Annotated in this window: 20 protein-coding genes; 11 read left to right on the top strand and 9 right to left on the bottom strand. The window is 63.9% G+C overall.

What is annotated here, in order from left to right:
* A partial coding sequence (locus V7E26_RS24645) for a DNA topoisomerase (protein WP_324421362.1) occupies nt 1–805 on the bottom strand: 805 nt, incomplete at its 3' end.
* A 220-nt stretch (nt 806–1025) separates the two neighbouring features.
* Here V7E26_RS24645 and V7E26_RS24640 point away from each other — a divergent pair.
* Nucleotides 1026–1286, top strand: a complete 261-nt coding sequence (locus tag V7E26_RS24640) for a hypothetical protein (RefSeq protein WP_324421361.1) — start codon at nt 1026–1028, stop codon at nt 1284–1286.
* Between the two features lie 39 nt (nt 1287–1325).
* On the opposite strand, the gene V7E26_RS24635 is transcribed toward V7E26_RS24640, so the two are convergent.
* Nucleotides 1326–1628, bottom strand: coding sequence for a helix-turn-helix domain-containing protein (locus tag V7E26_RS24635; protein WP_442893473.1), 303 nt, complete (start codon nt 1626–1628; stop codon nt 1326–1328).
* Nucleotides 1625–1978: a type II toxin-antitoxin system RelE/ParE family toxin gene (locus V7E26_RS24630; protein ID WP_324421360.1), complete on the bottom strand. Its 354-nt coding sequence runs from the start codon at nt 1976–1978 to the stop codon at nt 1625–1627. The genes V7E26_RS24635 and V7E26_RS24630 overlap by 4 nt, the downstream gene beginning before the upstream one ends.
* Nucleotides 1979–2107: 129 nt before the next feature.
* Between V7E26_RS24630 and V7E26_RS24625 the strand changes: the two genes are divergently transcribed.
* On the top strand, nt 2108–3178 hold the full coding sequence (locus tag V7E26_RS24625; RefSeq protein ID WP_324421357.1) for a hypothetical protein: 1071 nt from the start codon (nt 2108–2110) through the stop codon (nt 3176–3178).
* 152 nt (nt 3179–3330) lie between these two features.
* Here the strand turns inward: V7E26_RS24625 and V7E26_RS24620 are convergent, their stop codons facing one another.
* Nucleotides 3331–3798 (bottom strand): winged helix-turn-helix transcriptional regulator, encoded by a 468-nt coding sequence (locus V7E26_RS24620; protein ID WP_324421355.1) that lies wholly within the window; start codon nt 3796–3798, stop codon nt 3331–3333.
* A gap of 107 nt (nt 3799–3905) precedes the next feature.
* Between V7E26_RS24620 and V7E26_RS24615 the strand changes: the two genes are divergently transcribed.
* Together V7E26_RS24615 and V7E26_RS24610 are read left to right on the top strand one after the other, a co-directional pair.
* On the top strand, nt 3906–4679 hold the full coding sequence (locus tag V7E26_RS24615; RefSeq protein WP_324421353.1) for an SDR family oxidoreductase: 774 nt from the start codon (nt 3906–3908) through the stop codon (nt 4677–4679).
* A gap of 144 nt (nt 4680–4823) precedes the next feature.
* Nucleotides 4824–4964 carry a hypothetical protein gene (locus tag V7E26_RS24610; RefSeq protein ID WP_324421351.1) on the top strand — a complete coding sequence of 47 codons (141 nt, stop codon included), beginning with the start codon at nt 4824–4826 and terminating at the stop codon, nt 4962–4964.
* A 54-nt stretch (nt 4965–5018) separates the two neighbouring features.
* Here the strand turns inward: V7E26_RS24610 and V7E26_RS24605 are convergent, their stop codons facing one another.
* Nucleotides 5019–5627, bottom strand: a complete 609-nt coding sequence (locus V7E26_RS24605) for an FMN-dependent NADH-azoreductase (RefSeq protein WP_324421349.1) — start codon at nt 5625–5627, stop codon at nt 5019–5021.
* 100 nt (nt 5628–5727) lie between these two features.
* Here V7E26_RS24605 and V7E26_RS24600 point away from each other — a divergent pair, with 100 nt between their 5' ends.
* Entirely contained in the window at nt 5728–6129 is a 402-nt protein-coding gene (locus tag V7E26_RS24600; protein WP_324421347.1) for a winged helix-turn-helix transcriptional regulator, read from the top strand.
* A gap of 128 nt (nt 6130–6257) precedes the next feature.
* Here V7E26_RS24600 and dprA read toward each other — a convergent pair whose 3' ends face one another.
* Entirely contained in the window at nt 6258–7376 is a 1119-nt protein-coding gene (gene dprA, locus V7E26_RS24595) for a DNA-processing protein DprA (protein WP_324421345.1), read from the bottom strand.
* Between the two features lie 136 nt (nt 7377–7512).
* Between dprA and V7E26_RS24590 the strand changes: the two genes are divergently transcribed.
* From V7E26_RS24590 to V7E26_RS24580, 3 genes are read left to right on the top strand one after another with little or no spacing between them, the layout of a single operon-like run.
* Nucleotides 7513–8751, top strand: a complete 1239-nt coding sequence (locus V7E26_RS24590; protein WP_324421343.1) for an amidase — start codon at nt 7513–7515, stop codon at nt 8749–8751.
* A gap of 44 nt (nt 8752–8795) precedes the next feature.
* Entirely contained in the window at nt 8796–9119 is a 324-nt protein-coding gene (locus tag V7E26_RS24585; protein WP_324421341.1) for a type II toxin-antitoxin system HigB family toxin, read from the top strand.
* Nucleotides 9109–9489 carry a helix-turn-helix domain-containing protein gene (locus tag V7E26_RS24580; RefSeq protein ID WP_324421337.1) on the top strand — a complete coding sequence of 127 codons (381 nt, stop codon included), beginning with the start codon at nt 9109–9111 and terminating at the stop codon, nt 9487–9489. The genes V7E26_RS24585 and V7E26_RS24580 overlap by 11 nt, the downstream gene beginning before the upstream one ends.
* 78 nt (nt 9490–9567) lie before the next feature.
* On the opposite strand, the gene plsY is transcribed toward V7E26_RS24580, so the two are convergent.
* Genes plsY through V7E26_RS24565 form a run of 3 tightly spaced genes read right to left on the bottom strand, consistent with a single transcriptional unit; the run spans nt 9568 to nt 12451 of the window.
* Nucleotides 9568–10158: a glycerol-3-phosphate 1-O-acyltransferase PlsY gene (gene plsY, locus V7E26_RS24575; protein ID WP_324421335.1), complete on the bottom strand. Its 591-nt coding sequence runs from the start codon at nt 10156–10158 to the stop codon at nt 9568–9570.
* A 34-nt stretch (nt 10159–10192) separates the two neighbouring features.
* Nucleotides 10193–11494 (bottom strand): dihydroorotase, encoded by a 1302-nt coding sequence (locus V7E26_RS24570; protein ID WP_324421333.1) that lies wholly within the window; start codon nt 11492–11494, stop codon nt 10193–10195.
* A gap of 3 nt (nt 11495–11497) precedes the next feature.
* Entirely contained in the window at nt 11498–12451 is a 954-nt protein-coding gene (locus V7E26_RS24565; protein ID WP_324421331.1) for an aspartate carbamoyltransferase catalytic subunit, read from the bottom strand.
* A gap of 155 nt (nt 12452–12606) precedes the next feature.
* Here V7E26_RS24565 and V7E26_RS24560 point away from each other — a divergent pair, with 155 nt between their 5' ends.
* The 3 genes from V7E26_RS24560 to V7E26_RS24550 form a co-directional block, all read left to right on the top strand.
* The gene (locus V7E26_RS24560) at nt 12607–13428 is read left to right on the top strand and encodes a M15 family metallopeptidase (RefSeq protein WP_324421329.1); all 822 of its coding nucleotides are present in this window, start codon (nt 12607–12609) and stop codon (nt 13426–13428) included.
* Nucleotides 13429–13557: 129 nt separating this feature from the next.
* Nucleotides 13558–13971 (top strand): hypothetical protein, encoded by a 414-nt coding sequence (locus tag V7E26_RS24555; RefSeq protein WP_324421327.1) that lies wholly within the window; start codon nt 13558–13560, stop codon nt 13969–13971.
* 149 nt (nt 13972–14120) lie between these two features.
* The coding region (locus V7E26_RS24550) for an acyl-CoA dehydrogenase family protein (protein WP_324421325.1) at nt 14121–14823 on the top strand (703 nt) is incomplete at its 3' end.

Genomic DNA, 14823 nt, shown 5'->3' with positions numbered 1-14823 from the left:
CTTCCTGCTGCAGCGTCGAGGTGGTGAAGGGCGCCTGCGGATTGCGCCGCGCGGGTTTTGCCTCGACGGTCAAGACCGTGAAGTTGGCGGCCTCGATCGCCTTCTTGAGGTCTTCGGCTTCCGCGCCCGAGCCGATGTCGAGCCGCTGGATCTTCTTGCCGTCGGCGCCGACGAGGCGCGCCTCGAAACTGTCGCCGCGCGGCGTGATCAGCGTCGCCACCAGCGACCAGTATTCGCGCGGCACGAATTTCTCGATCTCGAGTTCGCGATCGCAGACCAGCCGCAGCGCGACCGACTGCACGCGTCCGGCCGAGCGCGCGCCCGGCAGCTTGCGCCAGAGCACGGGCGAGAGCGTAAAGCCGACCAGATAATCCAGCGCGCGGCGCGCCATATAGGCGTCGACCAGCGCGCCGTCGATCTGGCGCGGGGCCTTCATCGCGTCCGTCACGGCCTGCTTGGTGATGGCGTTGAATACCACGCGCTCGATCTTCTGATCCTTCAGCGCGCGCTTCTCCTTCATCACCTCCAGCACGTGCCAGGAGATCGCCTCGCCCTCGCGATCGGGGTCGGTTGCGAGAATCAGGCGGTCCGCCCCCTTCAGCGCCTTGGCGATGTCGTTCAGTCGGCTCGCCGCCTTCGGATCCACCTCCCAGATCATCTGGAAATTGGCCTCGGGGTCGACGGAACCATTCTTGGCGGGGAGGTCGCGGACATGGCCGAACGAGGCCAGAACCTCGTAGGAGGCGCCCAAATACTTATTGATCGTCTTGGCTTTCGCCGGCGACTCCACGATGACGATATTCATGTAATTCCAAGGGCTTATGGGAAAAGATAAGGGCGGGTTCCACCAGACTCGCGGCCCGCCGCGTCGACCCGAACATGGGTGGTGAGGCGGCCCCTGTCAAATCAGCAAATGCCGATCGGGAACTTTTCGGCCCGACTTATTATCTAGTGAGTTGCGAATTGCGCCCTAGAGTTGCGCCATCAAAGTGGTTATTTCTCGGTCATACTTTGTGTCGTTTGGGATGCAGATTATTTTGAGCAAGGCTGCGGGCGGCCGGAAGCGAAAGGCTTCAGGCAAGAAACCGGTGTCGCCAACCGAAGATCGTGAACGAGGTGGGGAAGGCGGCCCCGACGAGGCCGTGGCCTTCATTGCGGAGACCGTTGCTGAACTGGTCAAGCTGGCGGAACGCCACCGGCTCGAGGTCCTCGCTCATTTGCTCGGCATGGCGCACCTCGAAGCGGAGGAGCGCTTGCGCACACGGAGCAAGCACAAGCTGTCGTGAGGGATTAATGCGCTTACTTTCGCGACTTTTCCTCAAAACTCACACCAGCTCCATTCGCAAGTGACGCCCTACGGCCTGCGCCGCGCGGGCAAGCGTACCCAATGTGACGGATTCATTCTCCGGATCGAGAAGGCGGTCGAGTTGCGCCCGGCTTGTGTTCATGCGGCTCGCGAACTCCGTCTTCGAAATCTTGTCGCGCTTCATCAAATCGCCGAGTTGGCGGGCGAGAACGCGCTTGATGGCGCGTGCCGTTACCTCTTCGTAGCTCCCGTCCTCCCTCAAAAAGTCATCCAGGGACGATCCGATGGAGCCAGTCTTCTTTTTCCTGGCCATTTTGGTCATAGGATCTCCCTCATTCGCTTCAGAGCCAACCCCACATCAGCCGGCGGCGTTTTCTGCGTTTTCTTGATGAAGGCATGCAGGAGAATCATCATGCCTCTATGCTCACAAAACAACACGCGTGCGATGCCGCCCTGCGTAAGCGAACAGCGGACTTCCCATAAGCCTCGCCCCAACGAGCGGCAAAGTGGCATGCCGATCGGCCATGCGAACTCGACATCCTTGATGTCCTCTCCGACAATCCTGCGATCGTCCTGTGAAAGGTCGCGGAGCCATTCTCGCACGGCTCCCGGCCCGACGGCAAAGCGTAGAAAAAGGCCGGAAGTCGTTTCACATTCGCTGCTGTTTAGCATGTATCATTTTTGGTACACTTTGCAAGCCCCGTTCCAGGCCCAGCGGCCCGGTGGCATTCTTTTGAATCGATAGACTATCGGAAATGCTCCGGGCTTTGGCTAAGCGGCCGGCTCCTATAGGCTCGCGGCATGTCCATTCATGTTGAACGAACCGGCGGTCCGCCCGATCTGCCAGCCGCTTTCGCGCGCTTTGTCGTCCGGCATCTTGGCGGGCGGTCGCTGGATGACCAGAAGGACGAAGAAGCCAAGCTCGGGAAATTCCCGGACTTTGCCTGCTATCGGGATCTCGTCCTGATCGAGATGAAGCATCTCGAGGTCGAGCAAAACGAAAGGATCAACGCAACCTACAAGAGCCGCGTTCGCGCCGACGAGGAGCCGATGTTTTATGGCACGAGGCGCCTTGACGTGAGCACCTTCAGCAACGGGGACGAGATCGCATCGGCCATCCTCAGCAAGCTCGCCCAGACCATCGAAACGCAACTCCGTAAGGCCAATCACCAGTTCGAGAAGTACCGCGAGCGCAATCCGCGCAAGAATTCTCTGTCGATTTGCCTGCTCCTCAACTCAAAGATCGATGAATTCAGCCCGGACGTCGTGATGCGTGCAGTGCAGGGAAAGATGAAGCCGACCTCCGCGGGGGTGCGGTTCCCTCACATCGACGCGGTCCTCTACATATCCGAGAAGCATGTTCAGCAGCTTCCCGATGGCCGCGTGGCCTTTGCCCTCGTTCAGGTTATCGGCCTCCCTGCCGAAGAGCAGAGTTGGAAAATGGAGGTGATCGAGCGCGTCATGCAACGCTGGTCAGAGTTTCGAACTGGCGGCGCCGCTGCTGCCGGTCGTTCCAATCAATTCGAGAGCATCTTCGATGTGCCACCCAAGATGGCGCATTGCGAGGCCTGGAAGCTTGCCTACCGCCGTAATCCCTATTTGCGTGGACTAACGAACCAGCAGCTCAAAATTTATTTTCACCGGTGCGTCGGCTTCTGCGCATTGCTGATGGACGGTAACTGGCCGAAGCCATCGCAGGGACAGCACTTGGGCTATGTGAGGCAGTTTGGCGACGCAATCGAGGAGATCAATCACCGTCAGATCGATCTGCGGCGGTTCGCTCACTGCGATCTATCCGCCCAAGAACGCGCCGAGGCCTATTCCGGCCTGCCCCAGGAACTCATCGACGTGCTCTCGGGCAGAATTCAGTAGTCGGGCCTGTCGCCGCGCCCGACGTTCTGCCGCTCGTTTTTGCCGTAGGATAAATTTTGGGGTCACCTCGAGGACTAGGTGAAATCGGCGCCTCAAGTCGCCCAACCCCCGTAAGAATGACGTGAGAAGGGGGGAAGGGGAAAATAGTCAGCTCACGCCGTCGCCCGCTTGCCCACCGGCCGCGGCTTCAGCGTGATGTCTTCCGCGCCCAATAACCTGCCGTCCTGCGAATGGAGTTCGAGCTTGCGAACCGGGCGTCCTTTTTCCCTGTCGACCAGGATAGTGGCGATCTCCTGCGGGCGCGCGTCGAACTCCTCGCTCCATTGCCGCAAGGCGACCAGGATCGGGAGGACGCCGCGCCCCTTCGGCGTCAGCAGGTATTCCTGATACGCGCTGCCGTCCGAGGCAGGCGCGGTCCTGAGGATACCCTGATCGACCAGCGCGCGCAGCCGCATCGTGAGGATGTTCCTGGCGAGCCCGAGCTTCTTCTGGAACTCGCCGAAGCGGCTGACGCCAAAGAACGCCTCGCGGATGATCAGCATCGACCACCAGTCGCCGAGCGCATCCAGCGAGCGCGCGATCGGGCAACCGTCATGCTCGAAGCTGGTCCGTTTCACCATTGGCAGGGCTCCCGTCGAATCCGATCACGGCCTCGTGTGGTTGCAATATTAAACCAAGTACCGTAGATCAGCAATCTAGTTTAATTATGCAACCATCGGAGAGGACCATGAGGCTTGCGAACAAGACGGCGTTGATCACAGGGGGCAATAGCGGCATCGGGCTTGCGACGGCCAAGCTGTTCGCGGCCGAGGGCGCAAAGGTCGTCATCACCGGACGAAACCGGGCGACGCTTGACGCCGCCGCGAAGGAGTTGGGTCCGAACGCGCTGGCCCTCGCGGCCGACGCGACCGATATCGCGGCTACCGCCGCCGCGATCGCGGAGGGGGCCGGCAAATTCGGCAAATACGACATCCTGTTCGCCAATGCCGGCATCGCCGGCGGCACGCCGCTGGGCGGCGCCACGGTCGAGACCTTCGAGAAGGTTATCAGCACCAATCTCACCGGCGTATTCTTCACCGTGCAATCGGCGCTGCCGCATCTCAACGACGGCGCCTCGATCGTGCTGAACGGCTCGGTGATCTCGGTGCTCGGCATTCCCGGCTATTCGGCCTATGGCGCGGCGAAGGCCGGCGTGCGGGCGATGGCGCGGATCATGGCCTCGGAGCTGTCGCCGCGCGGCATCCGCGTCAACGTCGTCGCGCCCGGTGCGATCCGCACCCCGATGTGGGGGACGGCGATTGCAACGCCGGAAGCCGAAAAGGCCTTTGAGAAGCGCATCGCGCTGTCGACGCCGCTCGGCCGCCTCGGCGAAACCGACCATGTCGCAAAGACGGTGCTGTTTTTGGCGTCAGACGATTCCGCCCACGTGCAGGGGCAGGAGCTGTTCGTCGATGGCGGCGCCACCGCCTCTCCGAGCGGCGCGCCGATCTATCGGAGCTAGGACCACCAGAAATTGACAGCCCGCCGATCCGCGCGCCCTGCGGCGGATTGGCGCTGGGCCGGAAGGGCGCATTGTGCGCCAGCCGGCACTACCGGACATTCGAGCAAAGGGAGTCTTTCGACCGAACAGAACTGGAGAACAGTCATGCCGAAAAGGGCCAGCGTCTCCGAGTCCGCCTTGCAGGATTCGGACAGCGCTCAATTTCCTTCAATCGTGCTGTTCTCCGGCGTCGGTCTGTTGATTTCCCTCATCGTCGTCATTTGCCGCATCCACGGTGTTTTCTAACAGCCGGAGACAGCCGCCGTCGCATTCACATGCTGCGACGGCAGCCGCATCAACTCAGGCCGCGTTGAGATTGCCGGCGGCCTGCAGCGCGCCCGCCACGGCCTTTTCACGATGCTCGGGACCGACCTGGATGCCGTCGGCCGAAATGAATTCCGGATTTCTGATCCCGATAAACCCGAACACCCAGCGCAAATAGGTTTCGAGATGCTCGCCGGCCGCGGCCGGCGTGTCCGCCCCGTAATAGCCGCCGCGCGAGATCGCGACGATGACGCGCTTGCTGCCGGCCAGCCCTTCGACGCCCTGCGCGCCATATTTGAAGGTCTTGCCCGCGACCAGGATGCGATCGATCCAGGCCTTGAGCTGGCTCGGGATGGTGAAGTTGTACATGGGCGCGCCGATCACGATGATGTCGGCGGCGAGAAACTCGTCCAGCACGGCTTGGCCGGCGGCGATGTCCTCCCGCAGCGAGGCCTCCGGGGCCGCGCCCTGACCGGCGGCGAGGTGGGAACCAGTGAGGTGCCCAAGCGGCGTCAGCGTGAGATCGCGATAGAGGATCTCAAGGCCGGGGGTGGACTGGCGCAGGCGGTCGACGATGGCCGCCGAAACCTGGCGGCTGACGGAATGGGGGCCGAGAACGCTGGAGTCGAGGTGCAGGAGTTTCATGGGAGGGGTCACCCTTTGGTATAGATTTGTAACTGGCGCTATATGAGTGACCATGCCAAAAGCCCGCAAGAACGCACATTTTTTACCCCCGAGCACACCCATGAGACCCGAGCACAAGAATGTGCCTGCCTTGCCGCCGAGCCCGCATGCCGACGGCAGTTGCCGCGCGGTGGCTTCCGTGCTGGCCCGCGTCGGCGACAAATGGAGCGTGTTCGTGATCATGATGCTGATCGACGGTCCGCAGCGCTTCAATGAACTCAAGCGCAAGATCAATGGGATCTCGCAGCGGATGCTGACGCTCACGTTGCGCGGGCTGGAGCGCGACGGGCTGGTCACGCGCACGATCTTTCCGACCATTCCGCCGCGGGTCGATTACGAGCTGACCGATCTCGGCCGCGGGCTGGCGCAGCCGGTGCAGGCGCTCGGCCAATGGGCGTTCGAGCATCTGCCGCAGATCGAGGTCGCGCGAACCAGCTTCGATGCGCGTAATCCGAAGGACTAGCTAGAGGCGATCAGGTTCAGCCGATCGCCTGGCTGCGCCAGCCGTCGCCGGCTACTTTGCATGGGGTTGTTTTTCGATATTTTGTTTGGGCGGTCGACGAAGCATCAGGCCGGAGCTGATCTCATGCTTTAGACCAGCGAAACCAGCCCGCCGCCATGGCGCTCCAGCCGCCCGGCAAGCTCGAGTTCCAGCAGCACGGTGCGCACCAGCGTGGCTGATAGCCCCGACATCCGGATCAGATCGTCGAGGCTGACCGGGCTCGGCCCGAGCAGCGCGACAATGCGCTCGCGCTGGTCCGGGTCGGTGTGGAAATCGAGCGGCTCGTCATCGCGTTCTCGCGCTTCCAGTATTGGCGGCCGCTCCATGATCGGGGCAATGGCGTTGATCACGTCGCTGGCCTCGGTGACCAGCGCCGCGCCCTGCTTGATCAGGTCGTTGGTGCCGGCGGCGCGCGGGTCGAGCGGAGAGCCCGGCACCGCGAATACTTCACGGCCCTGTTCGGCCGCCATCCGCGCCGTGATCAGCGAGCCCGAGCGGTGCGCGGCCTCGACCACGACGACGCCCAGCGACGCCCCGGAGATCAGGCGATTGCGGCGCGGAAAGTCGCGGGCGCGCGGCACGTGGCCGAATGGCATTTCCGAAATGGCGCCGCCGCGTTCGAGCAGGGCGGCCAGCAGGTCCTCGTGCTCCGGCGGATAGATCCGGTCATGGCCGCCGGCCAGCACCGCGACCGTCCCGCCCTCGATCGTTGCGCGATGCGCGGCCTGATCGATGCCGCGCGCCAGGCCCGAAATGACGACGAAGCCGGCGTCGCCGAGATCGCGCGCGAGTTTCCCGGCGAATTTCAGTCCGGCGCCGGAGGCGTTGCGCGAGCCGACAATGGCGATCATCGGCCGCGTCAGCGCATCGGCATGGCCGCGTATGCCGAGCAGCGGCGGCGGGTCTTCCAGCGTCGCCAGCCGCGGCGGGTAGGCGGCTTCCCCGGGCGTGACCAGCGCGACGCCGATCTTCTCGCTCGCGGCGATCTCGGCTCGCGCTTCTTCCTCGCTGCAGATGCGCCCTGAACGCGCGGCACCGCCGCGGCGCGCCAGATCGGGCAGTCGTTCCAGTGCTGCGCGCGCACTGCCGAAATGGCCGATAAGCGAGTTGAAGGTGCGCGGGCCGACATTGTCGGAGCGGATCAGCCGCAGCCGGTCGATCCGCTCGGCATCGGTGAGGTGAGGCGTTTGCTGTGTGCGGTCATGCATGCGGATGCAGCTTTGCCCAACCTGAGATTGTGATCAACTCTTTTTCAGGCGATCGTCATGGGCGGCTTGACCCGGCCATAAAGGCCTTCTCCAATGCTGCTGATCCGTAAGTCATCTCGCCTGGAAGCATGTCCCCATGATTTCACTCGCAGAACTGCAGCACCGCATCGATGCCGGCGATCTTTCCACTGAAGCCGCCCTGGCGCAGTCGCTGGAGGCGATCAACGCCAAGGACAAAGCCATCGGTGCGTTCGTCTGCCACGCCGACCATCTGCGCGCGACGAATGCCGGACCGCTGCGCGGCATCGCGGTCGGCATCAAGGACATCATGGATACGGCGGAGTTTCCGACCGAAATGGGCTCGCCGATCTACAGGGGATACCGGTCGCGCGGCGACGCTGCCGTGGTGATGATGCTGAAGCAGGCCGGCGCGACCATCGCCGGCAAGACCACGACGACGGCGTTCGCCTCCGTGGATCCGACGCCGACGCTCAATCCGCACAATCACGGCCATACGCCGGGTGGATCGTCATCGGGATCGGCGGCGGCGGTCGCGGCCGGAATGATTCCGCTGGCGCTGGGAACGCAGACCGGCGGTTCGGTGATCCGGCCGGCCTCGTTCTGCGGCGTCGCCGCGATCAAGCCGTCGTACCGCCTGCTGCCGACGGTCGGCGTCAAATGCTACTCGTGGACGCTCGACACGGTCGGCCTGTTCGCCGCCGGCGTCGATGACGTCGCGCGCGCGCTGTCGGCGATGACGGGCCGGCCCGAACTGCTGTTGCCGTCGGATATCCCGACACCGCGCATCGGCGTCGTGACCCAGGATTTCGCCGGTGCACCTGATACGTCAGGCGCGGAGGCGTTGCAGATCGCGACGCGGGCCGCCGAGAAAGCCGGAGCCTCGGTGCGCACGCTCAAATTGCCGGAGATCGTCGCTGACGCCTGGAGCGCCCAAGCAGTTGTGCAGGAGTTCGAGGCGCATCGTGCGCTCGCCTGGGAGTACCGCGAACATCACGACGCGATGGCGCCGTTGCTGCGCGCAAAGCTTGACGAGACCAGGGACACGACGCCCGCCGCCTACGACGCCGCGGTCGCAACCGCGCACCGCGCCAGACAGGCGCTGGAGACCGTGTTCGACGATGTCGACGTGCTGCTGGCCCTGTCGGCGCCGGGCGCCGCGCCGCAAGGGTTGGCTTCGACCGGCGACGCCCGCTACAACCGCCTCTGGACGCTGATGGGTGTGCCCTGCGTCAACGTTCCGGCCGTTGTGGCGGAAGGCAATCTGCCGGTCGGTGTGCAACTGATCGCAAGGTATGGCGCCGATGCCGGGGCGCTGGCGGCGGCGCGGTTTGTCGAGCAGGCGCTCGGGCGGTGACTTATCGCTTGCTCCCATAATGGGATCATGATAAACGTTATACGATGAGGATCATTGCCCGCCGAACATTACGAGAGATCGTTCAGGGGCTTTCGGGGAGGAAGGATCAGCAGGCCGTCAAAGCAGCATTGGATGCATGGTTCGACGAAGCGAGCAAGGCGTCTTGGAAGAGCACCGCGGACGTGAAGCGGCATTATGCGACGGCAAGTGTCGTCAGTGCGGAGCGGATCGTCTTCAACATCAAGGGCAATGATTATCGTCTTGTGGTGGCGGTCGATTTCGAGAAGCAGATCGTCTGGATCAAATGGATCGGGACCCATAAAGCCTATGACAAGATCGATGTAAGCGAGGTGCGGTATGGCGACTGAACTGAAACCTATCCGGACCAAGGCGGACTATAAGAACGCGCTTGTGGAAGTCGAGCGCCTGTGGGGCGCCAAGAGTGGCACGGCGAAGGGTGACCGGCTCGACGTGTTGGCGATCTTGATCGACGCTTACGAAGCGAAACACTACCCTATGGACCCACCCGATCCTATCGAGGCGATCCAGTTTCGGATGGAGCAGCAGGGTTTGAGCCGCCGGGACCTCGAACCTCTGATCGGAACGCGCGCGCGTGTGGCGGAGGTTATGAACCGGAGGCGGAGTCTTTCGATTGAGATGATCCGTCGTCTGCACGAGCGACTGGGGATTTCCGCTGAAATCCTAATTCGTCCGAGCCGTAATGATCAGGCGGCCTGACTGCCGTTACGGTTTACGGATAGGGAAGCTGTGGCCCGGATGTCGCCGCGCTGAAGCGAGCTACGACTCTCGAACGTCCTACTTCGCTCCGATCCGGCCTTCAGTTCCCGCCTGCAAGCGCCTGATGTTTTCGCTGTGCTTCCAGAACAGGAGCAGCGTCAGCACGACGAACAGCGATGCCAGCGCGGGGTGGCCGAACCACCACAGGAACAGCGGCGTGACGAAGGCGGCGACCAGCGCCGACAGCGACGAATAGCGCGAGGTGAACGCGGTCGCCAGCCAGATCAGGCAGAAGATCACGGCGGCCGGCCAGAACAGGCCGATCAGCACGCCGATATAGGTGGCGACCCCCTTGCCGCCGTGGAATTTCAGCCAGACCGGGAAGAGGTGGCCGAGGAACGCGCCGAGCGCGGCCAGCATCGCGGCGTTGGCGCCGCCAAAATAGCCCGCGATGATCACGGCGATCGTGCCCTTGAGCGCGTCGCCGATCAGCGTGGCCGCGGCGAGGCCCTTGCGGCCGGTGCGCAGCACGTTGGTGGCGCCGATATTGCCGGAGCCGATCGAGCGCAGGTCCTGGGTGCCGGCGAGCCTGGTCAGCACCAGGCCGAACGGGATCGAGCCGAGCAGATAGCCGATCAGAAAGGCGACGACGAGGAATGCATCGGACATCACGTGCTCCTACCGCGGCAGCGCGTCTCTGGACTCAGACGTGCTCATAGACGGTGCGCCCGCCCACGATAGTACGCACGACGCGTCCCGAGAAGCGGGCTTCGTCGAACGGCGTGTTCTTGCACTGCGATTTGAGGTCGGCGGGATCGACGATCCAGGGCGTGTCGGGATCGATGACGATGACGTCTGCCGGGGAACCGGCCCGCAGCGTGCCGCCGGGCAGGCCCAGCAGTTCCGCCGGCCGGGTCGACATCGCGCGGATCAGCGTCTTGAAATCGATCTCGCCACTGTGCATCAGCCGCAGCGCCGCCGGCAGCATGGTCTGCAGCCCGACCGCGCCGGAAGCGGCTTCCGCAAACGGCAGCCGCTTGACCTCGACGTCCTGCGGATTGTGGTCGGACATGATGACGTCTACCAGGCCGGAGGCGACGGCAGCGACCAGCGCGGCGCGATCCTCCTCGGTGCGCAGCGGCGGCGACAGCTTCAGGAAGGTGCGGTAGGGGCCGATGTCGTTTTCGTTCAGCGTGACATGGTTGATCGACACCGAGGCGCTGACATCGAGCCCGGCGTCGCGCGAGCGCTTGAGGATTTCCAGCGATTCCATCGACGACAGCGAGGCGGCATGATAGCGCCCGCCGGTCAGCGCCACGAGGCGCATGTCGCGCTCGAGGATGACGGCTTCGGCAGCATTGGGAATGCCGACGAGTCCGAGCCGCGCGGCGAACTCGCCTTCGTTCATCACGCCTTCGCCGACAAGGTCGGGGTCCTCGGTGTGGTGCACGATCAGCGCGTCGAAATCGCGCGCGTAGGTCAGCGCCCGGCGCATCACCTGCGCATTGGTCACGCTCCTGTCGCCGTCGGTGAAGGCCACCGCGCCGGCAGCCTTGAGCAGCCCGATCTCGGTCATCTCCTCGCCGCCCAGGCCCTTGGTCAGGGCCGCCATCGGATGGATGTTGACGATCGCGGTATCGCGGGCGCGGCGCAGCACGAAGTCGACGGTGGCCGAATTGTCGATGACGGGCGAGGTGTCCGGCTGGCAGATGATGGTGGTGATGCCGCCGGCGGCGGCCGCCTGGCTCGCGGACGCAAAGGTCTCGCGGTGGCTGGCGCCGGGCTCGCCGACGAAGGCGCGCATGTCGATCAGGCCGGGAGCGACGATCTTGCCGGCGCAATTGATGATGTCGGTGCCTTCGGGCACGCCGGCAGCCCCGATGCCGCGCTTTGAGTCGCGGATCGTGCCGTCGGCAATCAGCACGTCGCCGGGGCCGTCGAAATCCCTGGAGGGATCGATGACGCGGGCATTGGCCAGCAGGATCGGTCTGCGTTCGGTCAGCATGATTTACGCGTTCGGCAGGTTGCGGGCGAGCGCTTCCAGCACCGCCATCCGCACTGCCACTCCCATTTCGACTTGTTCACGGATCAGCGATTGCGCGCCGTCGGCCACCAGCGAGTCGATCTCGACGCCGCGGTTCATCGGACCCGGATGCATCACCAGCGCATCCGGCTTGGCGTAGGCCAGCTTCTTCTGGTCGAGGCCGAAATAGTGGAAGTACTCACCCGACGACGGCACGAAGGAGCCGTTCATGCGCTCGCGCTGCAGCCGCAGCATCATCACGATATCGGCGCCATTGAGGCCCTCGCGCATGTCGCGTGCGACCTCGACGCCCATCCGCTCGATGCCGCGCGGCAGCAGCGTGGAGGGGGCGACGACGCGGACGCGGGCGCCCATGGTGTTGAGCAGGAGGATATTGGAGCGCGCCACCCGCGAGTGCATCACGTCGCCGCAGATCGCGATGACGAGGCCCTCAAGCCGGCCCTTGTTGCGGCGGATGGTCAGCGCGTCCAGCAGCGCCTGCGTCGGATGTTCGTGGCTGCCGTCGCCGGCGTTGATCACGGAACCGTCGACCTTGCGTGCCAGCAGTTCCACCGCGCCGGAGGCGTGGTGCCGCACCACCAGGATGTCCGGGTGCATGGCGTTCAGCGTCACCGCGGTGTCGAGCAGCGTCTCGCCCTTGCGGATCGAGGACGAGGACACCGACATGTTCATGACGTCGGCGCCCAGCCGTTTGCCGGCCAGTTCGAACGAGGATTGGGTGCGGGTCGAAGCCTCGAAAAACAGGTTCACCTGGGTGCGACCGCGCAGCCTGGTGCGCTTCTTGTCCACCTGGCGGTTGAGCTCGACATATTCCTCGGAAAGGTCGAGCAGGCCGGTAATGTCGGCAGCGGAAAGCCCCTCGATTCCCAGCAGATGCCGGTGCCCGAGGACGAAGGTCGATTTCGATATAGGGGTCATTAAAGCCAGAGCTATAGGTGCAGATGCCGGGCAGGGCAAGCCTCAAATCCGCCCCCCGGACTTATCCACTAGCGCTTCGGCGGCAGGGTAAACGGCTGGCCGGCCAGTGTTCCCGGCACGTGGTTTTCGCTAGGGTGCCGGCGATGCATCGGGCCATGAACAACGTGCCACGTTTCCTCCGGATCACCTTGCGGATATTGGCGATAGCGGGCAGAGGCGCAGGAAGGCGGGCGGCACTTGCCGCGATCTGCGCAGCGGGCTGTATCGCAAGTGCCGCCGCGCAGGCGCAGAAGCTGCCGGGCGGGTTCGTCTATCTGCGCGACATCGATCCGACCATCATCCAGGATATCCGCTACGCCGGTTCGAACAACTTCGTCGGCCGGCGGCTTCGGGGTTATGACGCCGCCGAATGCGTGGTGAAGCGCGAGGTCGGCCTGTTGCTGAAGAGCGTGCAGGAAGAACTCGCGCTGCAGAACCTCTCGCTGAAGATGTTCGACTGCTACCGCCCGGCGCGCGCGGTCGCCGACATGGTAGCGTGGTCGCGCGACGGCAAGGAGACGCCGGCGCAGAAGCGCTACAATCCGGCGTTCAGCAAGGCCGACCTGTTCCGCCTCGGTTATATCGCCAGCCGTTCCGGCCACTCCACCGGCGCCGCGCTCGATCTCAGCCTGGTCGATCTGAAGGCCGATAATTCCGCTGCCTTCGATCCCGCCAGGGAGTACGGCGACTGCACCGCCAACGTGAACCTGCGCGCGCCCGATGGCAGCGTCGACATGGGCACCGGCTACGATTGCTCCGACGTCAAGTCACACGCCGCGGCGAAGTCGATCACAGCGGCCCAGCGCCGCTGGCGCGAGAAGCTGGTTACGGTGATGGCGAGGCGGGGATTTGTGAACTATTCGAAGGAATGGTGGCACTTTTCGCTGCCGGGAATAGGGGGGCAGGCCCATGATTTCCCGATCCAGAAGCCGCGATAGCGCGGGATTTCCTCAAATTTAAAGTATTTTCGCAAGACAAAGCTTGCCTTCGCAAGCGTGGCTCCGGGTGCATTCAACACTCTTTAATTGCCGACGCATGATGTGCCGGCAACACGGGAGCACAGCATTATGCGTCTCGCAGCTATTTTGATCATTGCCGTCGGCGCCGCCGGCCTTGCCGCCTATGACCAGTATGACAAGCGGGTCAATTTCAAGCGCGTCGAGGCGCGGATCAGCGCCGTCAGCGACCAGTGCTACATGGAAAAGGTCACGCGCGAGGTCATTACGAAGACGACGTCTACCTCCGACCTCCTGCGTTGCGAGCTTGCCCAGGTCCTGACGCGCGAGCATCCGAAGTGGCAGGGATATGCGATCAAGCACAAGATCGAGGTTCGCTTCGCCTTCGTCTCCCCGGTGGATGGAGCCACGCATACGTCGAGCCTTCAGATGTCGACTTTCCCCAATGGTCAGCCGCTGCGCGCGGGGGAAGTCCTTCCGGTCCTCGCGTCCAAGACCAAGGCCGAGAAGACGCGCGCGATCTGATCCGCGCTGCTGCCTTGCGGCTCGGGCGCCATGCACCTGATCATGACAGTATCCGGCACAAAGCGCTTTTTTCGCTGCCCTGCGCGGGCGGTCAGGCCTATGATTTCCCGACAACGCCGCGGAAGTGATTCAAGGTGCCAGGACCAGCCATGAGCCAGGTAATATTTGCCACCCACGAGGTTTTTAACCAGTCGCCGGCATTCGGGGATATCGATCTCTATGCGACCGACCTGCCGCTGGTCGAGGCGGTCGCGGCCAATGGCGGGACGCCGGCCGAGGCCGAACTGTCCGAATTCGGCAAGCATTGGGGAACGGCTGGCATGGCGGACCGCGGCCGCATCGCCAACGAGAACCCTCCGAAGCTGCGCACCTTCGATGCCAAGGGCAGCCGGCGCGACGAGGTCGAGTTTCACCCGGCCTATCATCAATTGATGGCGCTCTCGGCGCATGCCGGCGTCCACAATTCGACGTGGACCACCGATGGCAAGCCGGCCGGTGGCGCGTCGGAGGTGATACGCGCGGCCAAGTTCTACATGGCCGCGCAGGTCGAGACCGGTCATCTCTGCCCGATCACCATGACGCGGGCTTCCGTTGCCGCGCTGGCGGAGCAGCCCGACCTGTTGGCGAGGGTGATGCCGGTGCTGGGCACGCGAAGCTACGATCCGGCCTTTGCGCCGTGGTCGGGCAAGCGCGGCATGACGATCGGCATGGGCATGACCGAGAAGCAGGGCGGCACCGATGTGCGCTCCAACATGACCTGGGCAGAGCCTGACGGCAGCGCCTACCGGATCACCGGGCACAAATGGTTCATGTCGGCGCCGATGTGCGATGCCTTCCTGGTGCTGGCGCAGG

The organism is Bradyrhizobium sp. (assembly GCF_036735945.1).
Classification (GTDB): Bacteria; Pseudomonadota; Alphaproteobacteria; order Rhizobiales; family Xanthobacteraceae; genus Bradyrhizobium.
The sequence above is the reverse complement of the archived record's forward strand: the minus strand, read 5'-3'. Positions and strand labels throughout refer to the sequence as shown.